This is a genomic window from Pseudomonas sp. S1_E05 (assembly GCF_056337105.1).
Genome location: NZ_JBFRHM010000001.1, coordinates 3598019 through 3613357 on the forward strand (window position 1 = coordinate 3598019; position 15339 = coordinate 3613357).

Sequence of the window (15339 nt, forward strand, 5' to 3'; positions counted from 1 at the left end):
GGGTGAGCTTGCAGGCCTCATCGCGAGCAAGTTGAACTGGCCTAATGATTTTGGACACTTCAATCGGGCGCTATGATAGCGCCCAAATCTGAGGTGTTTGGATATGCGTAAATCCTATTCGAGTGAGTTCAAGCTCAAGGCTGCCAGCATGGTGTTGGATGAAGGTCAGCCGGTTACCGAAGTCTGTGCCAGCCTGGATATCGGCCCCACAGCCCTGCGCCGTTGGGTTGATCAAGTGCAAAAAGAGCGCTTGGGCTCGACTCCGGTGGGGGCCAAGGCGATTACCGCTGATCAACGAGAAATCCAGAGACTCAAAGCTCTGCTCAGAGAGAAAGACCTGGATATCGAAATCCTAAAAAAGGCCAGTGCTCTCCTGCTTTTGGACGCCAAAGATCATTCACGCTGATCGATGAGCTGGGCGAGCAGTACGGCGTTAAAAAGTGTTGCCGGGCGTTTGGGGGCAACCGCAGTAGCTTTTACGCCTGGCGCCAGCGCCAAGGCAGAGCAAATCCTGAACGGGACAAGCTCAAAGCCGCGCTGGTCAGGCACCACAAGGCGTCCAGAGAGTCGGCCGGCGCACGTACTTTGTCCAAGGAGCTACAAGCCAAAGGGCATCGTATCGGGCGTTATATGGCTCGCAGTTTGATGCGCGAAGCTGGCATCGCTAGTCGTCAGCGCCGGCGCCATAAGTACAAGTCGCCGGGTGTGGAGGCCTTGGTGGCGCCGCACGTGCTCAAGCGAAAATTTGATGTGACGGCGGTTAATCAGGTGTGGTGTGGCGACGTGACATACATCAAGGTCGGCAAGCGGTGGATGTACTTCGCCGCCGTTTTGGATCTGTACGCTCGCAGGATCGTAGGGTGGTCGTTTTCGATGATTTCTGATGCCAACCTGACCTGCGAAGCGCTACGCATGGCGGTTGAGCTGCGCGGCCATCCCCAGGATGTGTTGTTTCATTCTGATCAAGGTTGCCAGTACACCAGCCATAAATTCCGAAATGCGCTTGTGAAACATCGGTTCAGGCAAAGTATGAGCCGTAAAGGCGAGTGCTGGGACAATGCCCCGATGGAGCGTTTCTTTGGTAGTTTGAAGTCCGAGTGGGTGCCTGAAACGGGCTACAAACTGGAGCATGAGGCCCGGGCAGATGTGCAGCGCTATGTCTCGCGCTACAACATCAGCAGGCCTCACAGCTATAACGACTACAGGTCGCCGGTCGTGAAGGAAAGATTGGCGGCGTGAACCGTAATCAGTGTCCAAGATTACTTGACCAGTTCAAGCTCGCTCCTACAGGGGGCCGGGTGAACAGAAGAGTTGTGCCCACCACCGACCACTGTAGGAGCGGGCTTGCCCGCGATGGGGCCAGCAGGCTCACGCAAAAACCAAATTGCGGACGCCAGATCATCAGCGCAATCATCCACGCCCCAAACCCTCCAAGCCGCGATAAAATCGCGACAAAAACCCTAAAAGCAGAACTTCTCCCAATTTTTTTCCACTGCTTGCCATCCTTTCCCCTCGCGGTTAGGGTTGAGGGCATGAAAACCTCTCACACCCTCATTCAGCTTCGCCAGCACCGCAGCCTGTGCCTAGTCAGCGCACGACTGCCGGGCTGAATCGCGACGCCTCGTCCTACGCTTTTCCCCAAGAACAGTTCCACCGGGCAGGCCGCCTCTTCTCGGCCCACACAACAAGGATTACTGCGATGAGCATGCTCAAAGACCCGTCTTCGAAATACCGCGCGTTCCCGGCCATCAACCTCCCGGACCGCACCTGGCCGTCGAAAACCATCACCGAGGTGCCGATCTGGTGCAGCTCCGACCTGCGTGACGGCAACCAGTCGCTGATCGAACCGATGGACGCGGCGAAGAAACTGCGCTTCTGGAAAACCCTGGTGCAGGTCGGCGTGAAGGAAATCGAGGCCTCGTTCCCGGCCGCTTCGCAAACCGACTTCGACTTCGTGCGCACTCTGATCGAAGACGGCCACATCCCGGACGACACCACCATCCAGGTGCTGACCCAGGGCCGTGAAGACCTGATCGCGCGGACCTTCGAATCCCTGCGCGGGGCGAAGAAAGCCATCGTTCACCTGTACAACGCCACCTCCCCTTCCTTCCGTCGCATCGTCTTCAACCAGGACAAGGACGGCATCAAGGAAATCGCCGTGAGCGCGGCCAAGCTGTTCGTCAAATACGCCGCCCAGCAGCCGGAAACCGAGTGGACGTTCGAATACTCGCCGGAAACCTTCAGCGCCACCGAACTGGAATTCGCCAAGGAAGTCTGCGACGCGGTGATCGAGGTGTGGAACCCGACGCCTGAGCACAAGATGATCCTCAACCTGCCGGCCACCGTGGAATGCGCGACCCCGAACATCTACGCTGACCAGATCGAATGGTTCGGCCGTCACATCAACCGTCGTGACAGCGTGATCATCAGCCTGCACACCCACAACGACCGTGGCACTGGCGTTGCAGCCACCGAGCTGGGCCTGATGGCCGGCGCCGATCGCGTCGAAGGCTGCCTGTTCGGCAACGGCGAGCGCACCGGTAACGTCGACCTGGTCACCGTGGCACTGAACATGTACACCCAGGGCCTGAACCCTGAGCTGGACTTCTCCGACATCGACGGCGTGCGCAAGGTCGTCGAAGAGTGCAACCAGATCCAGGTGCACCCACGTCACCCGTACGTCGGCGACCTGGTACACACCGCGTTCTCCGGCTCGCACCAGGACGCCATCCGCAAGGGCTTCGCCCAGCAGAAACCGGACGCCCTCTGGGAAGTGCCGTACCTGCCGATCGATCCGGCGGACATCGGTCGCAGCTACGAGGCGGTCATCCGCGTCAACAGCCAGTCGGGCAAGGGTGGTATCGCCTACCTGCTGGAGCAGGAATACGGCATCAGCTTGCCACGTCGCATGCAGATCGAGTTCAGCCAGGTCGTGCAGCGCGAAACCGATCGCCTGGGCCTGGAAATGACGGCCCAGCAAATCCACGGTCTGCTGCACAGCGAATACTTGCAGGCCAACACTCCGTATGCGCTGGTCAGCCATCGCCTGCAGGAGGAAAACGGTCACAGCGCCGTGGAAGTGGAAGTGTCCAGCAAAGGCCAGGGCGAGACCAACCTGCACTGGCGCGGCAAGGGCAACGGTGCACTGGAAGCCCTGGTGGCCGGCTTGCCGGTACCGGTGGAGATCATGGACTACAACGAACACGCCATCGGCGCGGGCACCAACGCCAAGGCGGCGGCCTACATCGAACTGCGGGTGAACGGCGAGCGTGCGGTGCATGGCGTTGGCATCGATGAAAACATCACCACGGCCAGCTTCAAGGCATTGTTCAGCGCGCTGAACCGTTCGCTGAGCCAGACTGAGGCGAAGGCGGCGTAAGCAGTCGCTGTAATACAAAAGGCCCCTGGGTGTGAACCTTGGGGCCTTTTTGTTGGGCGGGTGATTTCGGTGGCCTTGAAGGCCTCATCGCGAGCAAGCTCGCTCCTACAGGGTACTCATATAACCTGTAGGAGCGGGCTTGCCCGCGATGGCGGCCCGTCAGACAACCAGAATCTCAGGTGAATTCGAACGTGTCAGCATCCAGATTCGCTGGAAACCGAGTCCGGTACGCCTGCAGCTCTGCCGCATCCAGCACCACCTTGAACACGCCATCCGCATCCCCGGCGCTGAGCAAGGTCTCGCCCTGGAAGTCCAGCACCTGGCTGTCGCCGGTGTAGGCAAAGCCCTTGCCGTCGGTGCCAATGCGGTTCACCGCTGCCACATAACACAGGTTTTCAATCGCACGGGCCGGCAGCAAGCGATTCCAGTGCTGGCGCCGGGCTCCCGGCCAGTTCGCCGTGTACAACAACAGATCGGTGTCCTGGGCATCGCGACTCCACACAGGGAAGCGCAGGTCGTAGCAAATCAGGGGCCGCACCCGCCAACCCTTTAGCTCGAATTGCACCTGGCGTTCACCCGGGGTGTAGTGGTTGTGCTCCCCCGCCATGCGGAACAAGTGGCGCTTGTCGTAGTGCCAGACTTCGCCGTCCGGACGAGCCCACAGCAACCGGTTGCGATGACTGCCGTCGCCAGCCTGAACGATCAAGCTGCCAGTGATCACAGCATCGAGCTTTGCCGCCTGGGCGCGCAGCCATTTGCTGGTGGGGCCGTTTTCCGCTTCGGCGAGTGTTTCAGATTCCATCGAGAAACCCGTGGTGAACATCTCGGGCAGGATGATCAGGTCCGCACCCCGCGCCTGCTCCAGAAACGGCTCGAAGTGATCGAGGTTCGCCTGCCGGTCATGCCAGGCCAGGGTGGTCTGGATCAGCGCAATGTTCAGGTTGGGCAATGCACTCAGATCACGCATAGTTTTGCCGCTGCTTCTCGCAGGGTCTCCTCGCGCTTGGCAAAGCACAGGCGCACCACGCGCTGGCCTTGCGGTGGGGTCTGGTAGAACACCGAGATCGGGATGCTCGCCACGCCGTGCTCGCGGGTCATCCACAACGACATCTCGACGTCATTGAGGTCCGGGCGAATCTGCGAGTAATCGACCAATTGGAAGTAGGTGCCGGTCACCCGGGTGAAGCTGAAACGCGACGGCGTCAACAGATCACAGAACAGGTCGCGCTTGGCCTGATAAAAGCCCGGCAACTCATCGATGTGTTCCGGGTGCTCGGCCATGAAATCGGCGAGGGCGAATTGCAGCGGCGTCACGCCGCAGAAGCTTACGTATTGATGGACCTTGCGCAGCTCTGCCGTGAGGGCCGGCGGCGCGACCACATAGCCGGTTTTCCAACCGGTAACGTGATAGGTCTTGCCGAACGAACTGACCACGAAGGCGCGCTGATAGAGCTCTTCATGGTTCAACACACTGACGTGGGGCACGCCATCGAACACCAGGTGTTCGTAGACTTCATCGCTGACCAGATAGATATCGCGATCACGAATCAGGTCCGCCAACTGGTCCAACTCGGCACGACTGATCAACGCACCGCTCGGGTTGTGTGGCGTGTTCAGCACAATCATGCGAGTGCGCGGGGTGATGGCTGCCGCGAGCCGTTCAAAGTCGATGGAAAAGTCATTCAGGCCCAGTTGCACGTGCACGCAACGGCCACCGGCCAGCTCCACCGACGGCTCGTAGCTGTCGTAGGCAGGGTCGAACACAATCACCTCGTCGCCGCTGTGGATAACTGCCTGAATCGCACAGAAGATCGCCTGGGTGGCGCCGGGGGTGATGGTCACCTCGGCGTCGGCATCGACAGCCACGCCATAGCTGCGAGCAATCTTGGCCGATACCTGCTGACGCAGCGCCGGCAAACCGGTCATGGGCGAATATTGGTTATGGCCTTGGGCAATGTGTCGGCCGACCGCATCGCACAACGCCTGCGGTGCGTCGAAATCGGGGAAACCCTGGGACAGGTTGATCGCCCCGGTCTGCGCCGCGAGCTGAGACATCTGCGTGAAAATAGTGACGCCGACATTCGGCAACTTACTGGTGATCATCGGTGGGCCTCGGCAGGTGAGCCCCAAGTTTCAAGCGACAAGCCGCAAGCGGTCAAGCCTCAAAGTCCCACCCACAAAAAAGGGCCCCCGCTGAGGACCCTCTTTTGCTTTCACTTGAAGCTTGGCGCTCGAAGCTGCCCCTATTTCTTATCGCGGCGCTTCTTGTCAGCCTTCTTGTGGTGCGACATCAAACGACGCTTCTTGTTGACCTGGCGGTCGGTCAGCGAGTTCTTGTTGCCTTCGTACGGGTTCTCACCGCCCTTGAACTCGATGCGAATCGGCGTACCGACCAGCTTCAAGACACGGCGATAAGTGTTTTCCAGGTAGCGCACGTAAGACTTTGGCACCTTCTCGATCTGGTTACCGTGAATCACGATGATCGGCGGGTTGGCGCCACCCAAGTGGGCATAACGCAGCTTGATCCGGCGGCTGTTGACCATCGGCGGCTGGTGCTCGGTGACCGCGTCTTCGAGAATCTGGGTCAGGCGACTGGTTGGCCAGCGGGTCACCGCCGACTTGAACGAGTTCTGTACCGAGGCGTACAGGTTACCCACGCCCGTGCCGTGCAGCGCCGAGATGAAGTGGATGTCGGCGAATTCGACGAAGAACAGCCGACGTTGCAACTCGATCTTCACGAAATCACGTTCACTCGGCGTCATGCCGTCCCACTTGTTGATCGCGATGACCAGCGCACGACCCGCTTCCAGGGCAAAGCCCAGCAGGTTGAGGTCGTGGTCCACCACGCCTTCGCGGGCGTCCATGACGAAGATCACCACGTTGGCGTCTTTGATCGCCTGCAGGGTTTTGACCACGGAGAATTTTTCGACTTCTTCGTGGATCTTGCCGCGCTTGCGCACACCAGCGGTGTCGATCAGCGTGTACTTCTCTTCGTTACGCTCGAAGGGAATGTAGATGCTGTCGCGAGTGGTGCCGGGTTGGTCATAGACGATGACCCGATCTTCACCGAGCATACGGTTGACCAGCGTCGACTTGCCGACGTTCGGGCGACCGATGATGGCGATCTTGATCCCATCTTTTTCGCTCGGACCAGGAATGCGCTTGGCTTCTTCGCCTTCGGCTACTTCCTCTTCCTCACCTTCTTCCTGCTCGTCATCGTCTTTCGGGAAGTCGCTCAGGGCTGTTTCCAGCATCTGCGTGATGCCGCGACCGTGGGCACCGGCGATCGGGATCGCGTGCCCCATGCCCAGCGGGGCGAACTCGGCGCGGGCCATCTCAGGGTCGATGTTGTCGACCTTGTTGGCGACCACGTAAGAACGCTTGTTACGCTTGCGCAGGTGCTCGGCGATCATCTGGTCGGCGGCGGTGAAACCCGCCTTGGCGTCGACCAGAAACAGGACAACATCCGCTTCTTCAATGGCCAGCAGCGACTGCTCGGCCATTTTTTCGTCCATACCGTGCTCGTCACCAGAGATACCGCCGGTGTCGATCAGAATGTAGGAACGCCCTTGCCACTTGGCCTCACCGTACTGGCGATCACGGGTCAGACCGGACAAGTCGCCGACGATGGCGTCGCGAGTCCTGGTCAGGCGGTTGAACAAGGTGGACTTGCCGACGTTCGGTCGACCCACCAGGGCGATTACGGGAACCATGCGGCTCTCCACTTCGTTATTTCAGAAAATACAAAAGCCGCTGCTAGGCAGCGGCTGGTGCTCGTGGGCTTCCCCGGCACGCCTGCGATCCCTGTACCTGTAGGAGCGAGCTTGCTCGCGATGAACGCACAGACACCGCGTTCATCCAGGACGCCAGCATTATCCTGACGTCCATCGCGACGGTTCGACGCCTCGACAAGCTCGCTCCTACAGTGACAGTTACAGCTACAGTCGTGCCGACAGGTATAGCCGCCTGGGGTATCACCCCCAAGCATAGTTGTTACTTGATGGTCAGGGCTTCCAGTTTGCCGCTGTTGCCATACACATAAATCATGTTATCTACCACCAGCGGACGGGCACGCAGGCCGTCGCTGTCGATACGCTCGCGGCCGACGAAACGGCCGTCGACCTGGCTCAGCAGGTGCAGGTAACCTTCCAGGTCACCCACTGCAACGTAGCTGGAGAACACTTCCGGCGCCGACAGTTGACGGCGAGCCAGAGCGTCGTTGCTCCACAACGCGGTGGTCGAACGCTCGTCGATGCCTTCTACCGTGCCCGAAGACAGGCTGACATAGACGTTACCGAAACCCTGGGCCAGGCCGGCGTAGCTGGAAGCATCACGCTGCCACAGCGGACGGCCGCTTTCCAGGTCGATGGCCGCTACGCGCCCCTGGTAGCTGGCAACATACAACGTACCACCGGACAGCAGCAGGCCACCATCGATGTCCACCACGCGTTCCAGTTCCGAACGACCTTGTGGAACCGCAACCCGTTGTTCCCATACCGGCACGCCGTTGGAAATGTCCAGAGCGACGACTTTACCCGTCGACAGACCGGCTACCGCCATACGGTTGGTGACGATCGGCGCACTGGTGCCGCGCAGGGTCAGGACCGCCGGAGTGCTGTCATACAACCAGCGCTGGTTACCGGTAGCGGCGTCCAGGCCGATCACGCGATCGTCCTGGGTCTGCACCACGACAACGTCACCGTTGTTGGCCGGTGGCGCGAGTACTTCGCTGGACACGCGAGCGCGCCATTTCTCTTCACCGTTGACCGAGTCCAGCGCAACGATTTCGCCTTTGGTCGTACCGATCAGGAGCAAGCCGTAACCCACGCCAACGGCGCCGGAAACAGGCAGTTCGAGATCTTTTTTCCAGATGACATCACCGTTCATGCGGTCCATCGCCACCACCACGCCCGTTACGTCGGCGGCGTAGATAGTGCTGCCTTCAACTGCCGGAACGAGCATGTTGTAGGTTTCGCCCTGACCGTCACCGATCGAACGACTCCACTGCTTCTGCAAAACCACTTCTTCTTTGAAGTCGGTCAGTTCAGCCGGTGGCAATTCTTTTTGCTGTTGCTGCTGCAACCCGCGGCCAGAATGGCCAGAGCCAGCAATGCTGCATGTTTCCAACGGATCACGTCACGCATCCCCTTTGGCCAGGTCGTCCAGCTTGATTTGTAGGCCACCGACTGCCGCTTCATCCGACAGTGCCGCCTTGGCTTTTTGATACGCCGTGTTCGCTTCGTCGGTACGACCCAGCTGCACCAGCAAGTCGCCCTTGAGCTCTTCGCGAGTGGCCAGGAACGACTTGTCGGCATCGCCTTCGAGCAGTTTCAGGGCTTCATCGGCCTTGTTCTGCGCACCCAGCACCTGCGCCAGGCGCTGACGGGCGATTTCACCCAGTGCCGGGTTGGCGGGTTTGGCAACGATGGCTTTCAGCTCGCTGGCTGCGTCGTCCAGCTTGCCGCTGTCGACCGCGACTTTCGCCACGAACAGGCTGCCATACTGCGCGTAGGCACTGCCGCCGAATTCGCTGTTGAGCTTGCCGGCCAGGTCCGAAACACGTGCCGCATCCGGTTTGCCGTCAGGCGTCAGCGTGGTTTCGAGCAATTGCTGATAGAGCACCGAAGCGCCTTGCGACTGGTTGCTCTGATACTTCTGAAAAGCCTGCCAGCCGAACACAATGACCAGCGCCAACAGGCCGCCAGTGACCAGGGGCTTGCCGTTGCGTGACCACCAGTCCTTCAAATCCGCCAGCTGTTCGTCTTCGGTACTCGACACCCCAATACTCCTTAATCGCTAAATCGGCTGTTTAGACAGCTTCAACCCTGCACGACGCAGGTGGCCAGGTGTGCGGCAAGCGCATCCCAGGCAATGCTTTGTTGTTCGCCCTGGCCACGCAGGGGTTTGAAACCTACCACTTGCTGGGCCATTTCGTCGTCACCGAGAATCAATGCAAACAGCGCACCGCTCTTGTCGGCTTTCTTGAACTGGCTTTTGAAGCTGCCGGCGCCGGCATTCACTTGCAGGCGCAGGCTGGGCAGTTGATCACGCACACGCTCGGCCAGTTTGAGCCCAGCCAATTCGGCTTCTTCACCGAAGGCGCAGAGGTAAACGTCGACCTGGCGGGAGATCTCTTGCGGGATCTGCTCCAGGGTTTCCAGCAGCAGCACCAGGCGCTCGATGCCCATGGCAAAACCTACGCCCGGGGTCGGCTTGCCGCCCATCTGCTCTACCAGACCGTCGTAACGGCCGCCGGCACACACGGTGCCCTGGGCGCCCAAGTGGTCGGTGACCCATTCGAAAACGGTCTTGCTGTAGTAATCCAGCCCGCGTACCAGCTTCGGATTGATCACATACGGAATGCCGGCTGCATCGAGACGAGCCTTGAGGCCCTCGAAATGCGCGCGGGATTCGTCGTCCAGGTAGTCGGCCATTTTCGGCGCATCGACCAGGATGGCCTGCGTGTCAGCGTTCTTGGTGTCCAGTACCCGCAGCGGGTTGGTCTTCAGACGACGCTGGCTGTCTTCGTCGAGCTTGTCCATGTGCTGGGACAGGAACGCCACCAGCGCCTCGCGATAACGGCCACGGGACTCGCTGGTGCCTAGGCTGTTGAGTTCGAGCTTGACCGCATCACGGATGCCCAGCTCGCCCCACAGGCGCCAGGTCAATACGATCAGTTCGGCGTCGATGTCCGGACCGTCGAGGTTGAACACTTCGACACCGATCTGGTGGAACTGGCGATAACGGCCTTTTTGCGGGCGCTCGTGGCGGAACATCGGACCGATGTACCACAGCTTCTGCACCTGGCCACCGCCGGTGATGCCGTGCTCGAGCACGGCACGCACGCAGGCCGCCGTGCCTTCAGGGCGCAGGGTCAGGGAATCGCCGTTGCGGTCGTCGAAGGTGTACATCTCCTTTTCGACGATGTCGGTCACTTCGCCGATCGAGCGCTTGAACAGCTCGGTGAACTCGACGATCGGCATGCGGATCTGCTTGTAACCGTAGTTATCCAGCAGGCGCGCAACGGTGCCTTCGAAGTGACGCCACAGGGGAGTCTGTTCGGGCAGGATGTCGTTCATGCCACGAATGGCTTGCAGAGACTTGCTCACTATCAATCCTTAAATTCGTTGGGCCGTCGGGCTCAGCCGCGCGCGATAAGCGCAGCGTCAGCTTCGACCTTTTCGGCCGCTTTCTCGCGGATCAAGCGTTCGAGCTCATCCACCAGATTGTCATTCGTCAGTTTCTGCGACGGCTTGCCGTCGATGTAAATCAGGTTCGGCGTGCCGCCGGTCAAGCCCACGTGGGCTTCCTTGGCTTCGCCCGGCCCGTTGACCACGCAACCGATCACCGCCACATCCAGCGGCACCAGCAGGTCTTCAAGACGTCCTTCCAGTTCGTTCATGGTCTTGACCACATCGAAGTTCTGCCGCGAGCAGCTCGGGCAGGCGATGAAGTTGATGCCACGGGAACGCAGGTGCAGCGATTTGAGGATGTCGTACCCGACTTTCACTTCCTCGACCGGGTCAGCGGCCAGCGAGATGCGGATAGTATCGCCAATCCCTTCGGCGAGCAGCATACCGAGGCCCACCGCGGATTTCACCGTGCCCGAACGCAAACCACCGGCTTCGGTGATGCCCAGGTGCAAGGGTTGGACGATTTCCTTCGCCAGCAGGCGATAAGCCTCGACGGCCATGAACACGTCGGAGGCCTTCACGCTAACCTTGAAGTCCTGGAAATTCAGGCGTTCCAGGTGCTCGACGTGACGCAGCGCAGACTCGACCAGCGCGGCCGGGGTCGGCTCGCCGTATTTCTTTTGCAGGTCTTTTTCCAGCGAACCGGCATTGACGCCGATGCGGATCGGAATGCCGCGGTCGCGGGCGGCATCGACCACCGCACGCACACGGTCTTCACGACCGATGTTGCCGGGGTTGATCCGCAGGCAATCGACGCCCAGTTCGGCCACGCGCAAGGCAATGCGGTAGTCGAAGTGAATGTCGGCCACCAGTGGCACTTTGACCAGTTGTTTGATCTTGCCGAACGCCTCGGCGGCGTCCATGTCCGGCACGGACACGCGCACGATGTCGACGCCAGCGGCCTCCAGACGATTGATCTGGGCGACGGTAGCCGCTACGTCGTTGGTGTCGCTGTTGGTCATGCTTTGCACAGCGATAGGCGCATCGCCGCCCACGGGCACGTTACCCACCCAGATCTTGCGTGATTCGCGACGTTTGATTGGAGATTCGCCGTGCATGACTTATTGACCCAACTTCAGGCGAGCAGTCTCGCCACTGGTGAACGGAGTGACATCAACCGACTGACCGTTGTAGCTGACCTGCGCGCCACGGGCATACCCCAGACGCACGGTAAACGGTGGCTTGCCGCTGAGGCTCGCACTGTCGCCTTTACGCTTGAGGCCGCTAAGCAGCACCTTGCCTGCGCCATCGGTGACTTGCGTCCAGCAATCGGCGGTGAATTGCAGTTGCACCTGACCCTGGCCTGCGGTGGTGGCAGCGGCTGTCTGGGCTGGAATGGTCGGCGTCACCGCAGCCGTCGCAGGCGGCGTCGAGACCACTGGAGCGGTCGGAGCAGGCGCAACCGGCGTGGTGACCGCTGGTGCAGCGTTGTGTGTCGGTGCGGCAGGGGCCGGCGCTGCTGGCGCAACCGGAGCAGTCGGCTCAGCGGAAGGGGTTGCCGCTTCGGCCGGCGCTTGAGCCGAGGTCTCGGCTTGCGGCAATGCAAGGGCGGTGGAGTTGTCAGTCTGGGCTTCGGCGACAGCCTGGTCTTCCGGCTCGTCCAGCGGGTGAATCTGAGTAGTGCCGTCCGCGCCTTCGACTTCAACGTGTTCCGGGGTCAGGCTGATCAGGTCCTTGGTGCGCAGCGATGTCTGATCCTGCCACCAGACAAAACCGCCGCCGATCACGGCGATCAGCAGCAACAGGCTGACGATACGCAAAATGGTGTGGGAAACCCGCACCGGCTCTTCGATTCGCCCCAAGGCGTGGACACTGCTGCCTTGGGAGTCGGTGCCGGTGGATTGGTCGAACTGCTGGACCAGAACGGTCTGGTCCATGCCCAGCAATTTGGCATAAGCGCGAATGTAACCGCGAGCGAAGGTATGCCCAGGCAGCTTGTCGAAAGCGCCTGCTTCAAGGTTGCTCAATGAGGTAACCGTGAGGTTGAGCTTGAGGGCCACTTCGGCCAGCGACCAGCCATTGCTTTCGCGGGCCTGGCGCAAAGTCTCACCGGGGTTAACGCGATTCGCTGCTACAACTTCAGGATGCGCCGCTTTCATCATTGCTCCGACAGGTATTGCTGATATTCCGGCGTACCGGGATAGAGTCGTTTGAGTTGCAGGCCGTAACTGGCGGCCTTGTCGCGATCTTCAAATACTTTTGCCAACCGAACGCCAAGCAACAGACTACGTGCATTTTGCTCGGTGAGCTGGCTGAAACGGTCGTAGTAGTCACGCGCCGGCACATAATGCCTGTCTTCGTAAGACAACTCAGCCATTTCCAGCAAGGCACGGGGTTGTTGTTGATTCAAACGCAGGGCTTTATCCAGTTGCTGCTGGGCCAACTCACGCTGGCCCATCATGGAAGCGGTCATCCCCAGGTTCTCGAACACCCGTGATCGCTCAGGATACAAGGTATCGGCGGCGGCCTGTTCGAAGCGTTCGTACGCCTCCTTGAAGCGCTTCTGCTCGTAGAGGAAACTGCCGTAGTTATTGAGGATTCGTGCGTCCTTGGGGCTGGCCGACAGCGCCTTGCGAAAGTGCTCGTCCGCCAGCTCCGGCTCCCGTTCGGCCTGGAACACCAGCCCCAGCGCCGCATTGGCGTCCGGATCCGAACTGTCCAGCTCCAGCGCCTTCTTCAACGGCACCTTGGCGCGCTCGGTCATGCCCTGCTGGAGGTAGCCCAGGCCCAATTGCACATAGGCAACCCGCGCCTCGTCACGCCCCTTGCTGGTCTTCATCGGGTTGTAATCGCCCGACAGGACGCAGCCAGTGCAAAGACTGGCCAACAGCACAAGCAGCGCGAAGCGCAGGGACATGGAGATCCTCTCTATTATTTCGCGGCGTTTTGCGCCATATCGCTGTCGGCGCTCAATTCGCGCACGGCAATATAACGTTCGCTGCGACGGGTGCGATCCAGCACCTGCCCTACCAATTGACCGCAGGCGGCGTCGATGTCCTCACCACGGGTGGTGCGCACGGTGACGTTGAAACCTGCATGATGAAGCTGATCCTGGAAACGACGAATCGCGTTGTTGCTCGGACGCTCGTAACCGGAATGCGGGAACGGGTTGAACGGAATCAGGTTGATCTTGCACGGGATGTTTTTGAGCAACTCGATCATTTCCACGGCGTGCTCAAGCTTGTCGTTGACGTCCTTGAGCAAGGTGTACTCGATGGTCAGCACACGCTTCTCGCCGAGGGCGGACATGTAACGCTGACAGGACTCGAGCAACATCTTAAGCGGATATTTCTTGTTGATCGGCACCAATTGGTTACGCAATGCGTCATTCGGTGCGTGCAGGGACAACGCCAGCGAGACGTCGATGTGCTTGGACAGCTCATCGATCATCGGCACCACGCCGGAGGTCGACAGGGTCACGCGGCGCTTGGAAATGCCGTAGCCCAGGTCGTCCATCATCAGGTGCATGGCCGCAATGACGTTGTCGAAGTTCAGCAGCGGCTCACCCATGCCCATCATCACCACGTTGGTGATGGCACGGTCGACGGTCGCCGGGACGCTGCCAAAGGATTTGTTGGCAATCCACACCTGGCCGATGACTTCGGCGGCGGTGAGGTTGCTGTTGAAGCCTTGCTTGCCGGTGGAGCAGAAACTGCAATCCAGGGCACAGCCTGCCTGGGACGAAACGCACAAGGTGCCGCGTTTGCCCTGGGGAATGTACACGGTCTCGACGCAGCTGCCGGACGCCACGCGCACCACCCATTTACGGGTGCCGTCGCTGGAGATGTCCTCGCTGACCACTTCGGGGCCGCGAACTTCAGCAACAGCCTTGAGCTTTTCGCGCAGGGCCTTGCTGACGTTCGTCATGGCGTCGAAATCATCGACGCCAAAGTGGTGAATCCATTTCATTACCTGACCGGCACGGAAACGCTTCTCCCCGATTGAGTCGAAGAATTTCTCCATTTCCGGCTGGGTGAGCCCCAGCAGGTTGGTTTTTACAGTCGATGTCGTCATGGATTCACCTTCACTCTTTAAGCCAATGCTTAGCGAGTGGTTACTTCAGTAGCTGCGAAGAAGTATGCGATTTCGCGAGCAGCAGCGGCTTCGGAGTCCGAACCGTGTACAGCGTTGGCGTCGATCGATTCAGCGAAGTCAGCACGGATAGTGCCGGCAGCCGCTTCTTTAGGGTTGGTAGCGCCCATCAGCTCACGGTTGCGAGCGATGGCGTTTTCGCCTTCCAGAACCTGAACGACAACCGGACCGGAGGTCATGAAGGCAACCAGGTCGCCGAAGAAACCACGAGCGCTGTGCTCAGCGTAGAAGCCTTCAGCTTCGGCTTTGGACAGTTGCTTCAGTTTCGAAGCTACAACGCGCAGGCCGGCTTTTTCGAAACGGGTGGTGATCTCGCCGATCACGTTTTTAGCAACGGCGTCAGGCTTGATGATGGAGAAAGTGCGTTGAACAGCCATGGTGTAACTCCAGAAACGGTAATTTGTGAAAAATTAAACCCGCGAATTATACGCGGGTTCTTGGGTATTGCCTAACCTGCAGCGTGGCTCAGTCGCGTTCTTCGATCCAGTTGGCCTGAATGGCCTCGAGGATCTTTTCGCCACAATGCTCAGGCTTGTCGTCGAACTCGGGCAATTCCATCACCCATTTACGCAGATCGACGAAGTTGACCGACATTGGATCAACTTCAGGTTTGCTTTCAGCCAGCTGGATAGCAATTTCCAGCACATCAGTCCACTTGAGACTCATGATAGTTCC

Annotated in this window: 14 protein-coding genes and 1 pseudogene; 3 read left to right on the plus strand and 12 right to left on the minus strand. The window is 59.7% G+C overall.

Annotated elements, in window-relative coordinates; all coding sequences use genetic code 11:
* The first annotated feature begins 103 nt into the window (after positions 1-103).
* The 3 genes from AB4N33_RS16670 to leuA all read left to right on the plus strand — a co-directional run bounded on the left by AB4N33_RS16670 (position 104) and on the right by leuA (position 3379).
* Positions 104-406, plus strand: coding sequence for a transposase (locus AB4N33_RS16670; RefSeq protein WP_014717988.1), 303 nt, complete (start codon positions 104-106; stop codon positions 404-406).
* A gap of 8 nt (positions 407-414) precedes the next feature.
* Positions 415-1239 carry an IS3 family transposase gene (locus AB4N33_RS16675; RefSeq protein WP_460142112.1) on the plus strand — a complete coding sequence of 275 codons (825 nt, stop codon included), beginning with the start codon at positions 415-417 and terminating at the stop codon, positions 1237-1239.
* Positions 1240-1699: 460 nt separating this feature from the next.
* Entirely contained in the window at positions 1700-3379 is a 1680-nt protein-coding gene (gene leuA / locus AB4N33_RS16680) for a 2-isopropylmalate synthase (RefSeq protein ID WP_460117729.1), read from the plus strand.
* 175 nt (positions 3380-3554) lie between these two features.
* On the opposite strand, the gene AB4N33_RS16685 is transcribed toward leuA, so the two are convergent.
* From AB4N33_RS16685 to iscX, 12 genes and pseudogenes are all read right to left on the minus strand, one after another.
* Positions 3555-4346 (minus strand): amidohydrolase, encoded by a 792-nt coding sequence (locus AB4N33_RS16685; protein ID WP_476457793.1) that lies wholly within the window; start codon positions 4344-4346, stop codon positions 3555-3557.
* Entirely contained in the window at positions 4334-5482 is a 1149-nt protein-coding gene (locus tag AB4N33_RS16690; RefSeq protein ID WP_460117733.1) for a pyridoxal phosphate-dependent aminotransferase, read from the minus strand. The genes AB4N33_RS16685 and AB4N33_RS16690 overlap by 13 nt, the downstream gene beginning before the upstream one ends.
* 140 nt (positions 5483-5622) lie before the next feature.
* The gene (gene der / locus AB4N33_RS16695) at positions 5623-7092 is read right to left on the minus strand and encodes a ribosome biogenesis GTPase Der (protein WP_460140189.1); all 1470 of its coding nucleotides are present in this window, start codon (positions 7090-7092) and stop codon (positions 5623-5625) included.
* Positions 7093-7372: 280 nt separating this feature from the next.
* Positions 7373-8523 (minus strand): annotated as a pseudogene (bamB, locus tag AB4N33_RS16700) (outer membrane protein assembly factor BamB).
* A complete protein-coding gene (locus AB4N33_RS16705) occupies positions 8516-9157 on the minus strand; it encodes a YfgM family protein (RefSeq protein ID WP_460117739.1) in 642 nt (213 codons plus the stop codon). The pseudogene bamB and the gene AB4N33_RS16705 overlap by 8 nt, the downstream one beginning before the upstream one ends.
* A gap of 41 nt (positions 9158-9198) precedes the next feature.
* Positions 9199-10488, minus strand: a complete 1290-nt coding sequence (gene hisS, locus AB4N33_RS16710) for a histidine--tRNA ligase (RefSeq protein WP_476457794.1) — start codon at positions 10486-10488, stop codon at positions 9199-9201.
* Between the two features lie 32 nt (positions 10489-10520).
* The gene (gene ispG / locus AB4N33_RS16715; RefSeq protein WP_460117743.1) at positions 10521-11630 is read right to left on the minus strand and encodes a flavodoxin-dependent (E)-4-hydroxy-3-methylbut-2-enyl-diphosphate synthase; all 1110 of its coding nucleotides are present in this window, start codon (positions 11628-11630) and stop codon (positions 10521-10523) included.
* A 3-nt stretch (positions 11631-11633) separates the two neighbouring features.
* Positions 11634-12671: a RodZ domain-containing protein gene (locus tag AB4N33_RS16720; protein ID WP_460117745.1), complete on the minus strand. Its 1038-nt coding sequence runs from the start codon at positions 12669-12671 to the stop codon at positions 11634-11636.
* A complete protein-coding gene (pilW, locus tag AB4N33_RS16725; protein ID WP_460117747.1) occupies positions 12671-13429 on the minus strand; it encodes a type IV pilus biogenesis/stability protein PilW in 759 nt (252 codons plus the stop codon). The genes AB4N33_RS16720 and pilW overlap by 1 nt, the downstream gene beginning before the upstream one ends.
* Positions 13430-13443: 14 nt before the next feature.
* Complete coding sequence (rlmN, locus tag AB4N33_RS16730; RefSeq protein ID WP_460117749.1) at positions 13444-14586, minus strand: dual-specificity RNA methyltransferase RlmN; 1143 nt, start codon at positions 14584-14586, stop codon at positions 13444-13446.
* A gap of 29 nt (positions 14587-14615) precedes the next feature.
* Entirely contained in the window at positions 14616-15041 is a 426-nt protein-coding gene (gene ndk / locus AB4N33_RS16735) for a nucleoside-diphosphate kinase (protein ID WP_192302616.1), read from the minus strand.
* 88 nt (positions 15042-15129) lie between these two features.
* The gene (gene iscX, locus AB4N33_RS16740) at positions 15130-15330 is read right to left on the minus strand and encodes a Fe-S cluster assembly protein IscX (protein ID WP_368557203.1); all 201 of its coding nucleotides are present in this window, start codon (positions 15328-15330) and stop codon (positions 15130-15132) included.
* Positions 15331-15339 lie beyond the last annotated feature (9 nt).

Coding starts and splice junctions, on each gene's coding strand:
- AB4N33_RS16685 (WP_476457793.1), bottom strand. CDS start 4,346: ATGCGTGATCTGAGTGCATTGCCCAACCTGAACATTGCGCTGATCCAG.
- AB4N33_RS16670 (WP_014717988.1), top strand. CDS start 104: ATGCGTAAATCCTATTCGAGTGAGTTCAAGCTCAAGGCTGCCAGCATG.
- AB4N33_RS16720 (WP_460117745.1), bottom strand. CDS start 12,671: ATGAAAGCGGCGCATCCTGAAGTTGTAGCAGCGAATCGCGTTAACCCC.
- rlmN (WP_460117749.1), bottom strand. CDS start 14,586: ATGACGACATCGACTGTAAAAACCAACCTGCTGGGGCTCACCCAGCCG.
- ndk (WP_192302616.1), bottom strand. CDS start 15,041: ATGGCTGTTCAACGCACTTTCTCCATCATCAAGCCTGACGCCGTTGCT.
- der (WP_460140189.1), bottom strand. CDS start 7,092: ATGGTTCCCGTAATCGCCCTGGTGGGTCGACCGAACGTCGGCAAGTCC.
- iscX (WP_368557203.1), bottom strand. CDS start 15,330: ATGAGTCTCAAGTGGACTGATGTGCTGGAAATTGCTATCCAGCTGGCT.
- ispG (WP_460117743.1), bottom strand. CDS start 11,630: ATGCACGGCGAATCTCCAATCAAACGTCGCGAATCACGCAAGATCTGG.
- leuA (WP_460117729.1), top strand. CDS start 1,700: ATGAGCATGCTCAAAGACCCGTCTTCGAAATACCGCGCGTTCCCGGCC.
- AB4N33_RS16690 (WP_460117733.1), bottom strand. CDS start 5,482: ATGATCACCAGTAAGTTGCCGAATGTCGGCGTCACTATTTTCACGCAG.
- pilW (WP_460117747.1), bottom strand. CDS start 13,429: ATGTCCCTGCGCTTCGCGCTGCTTGTGCTGTTGGCCAGTCTTTGCACT.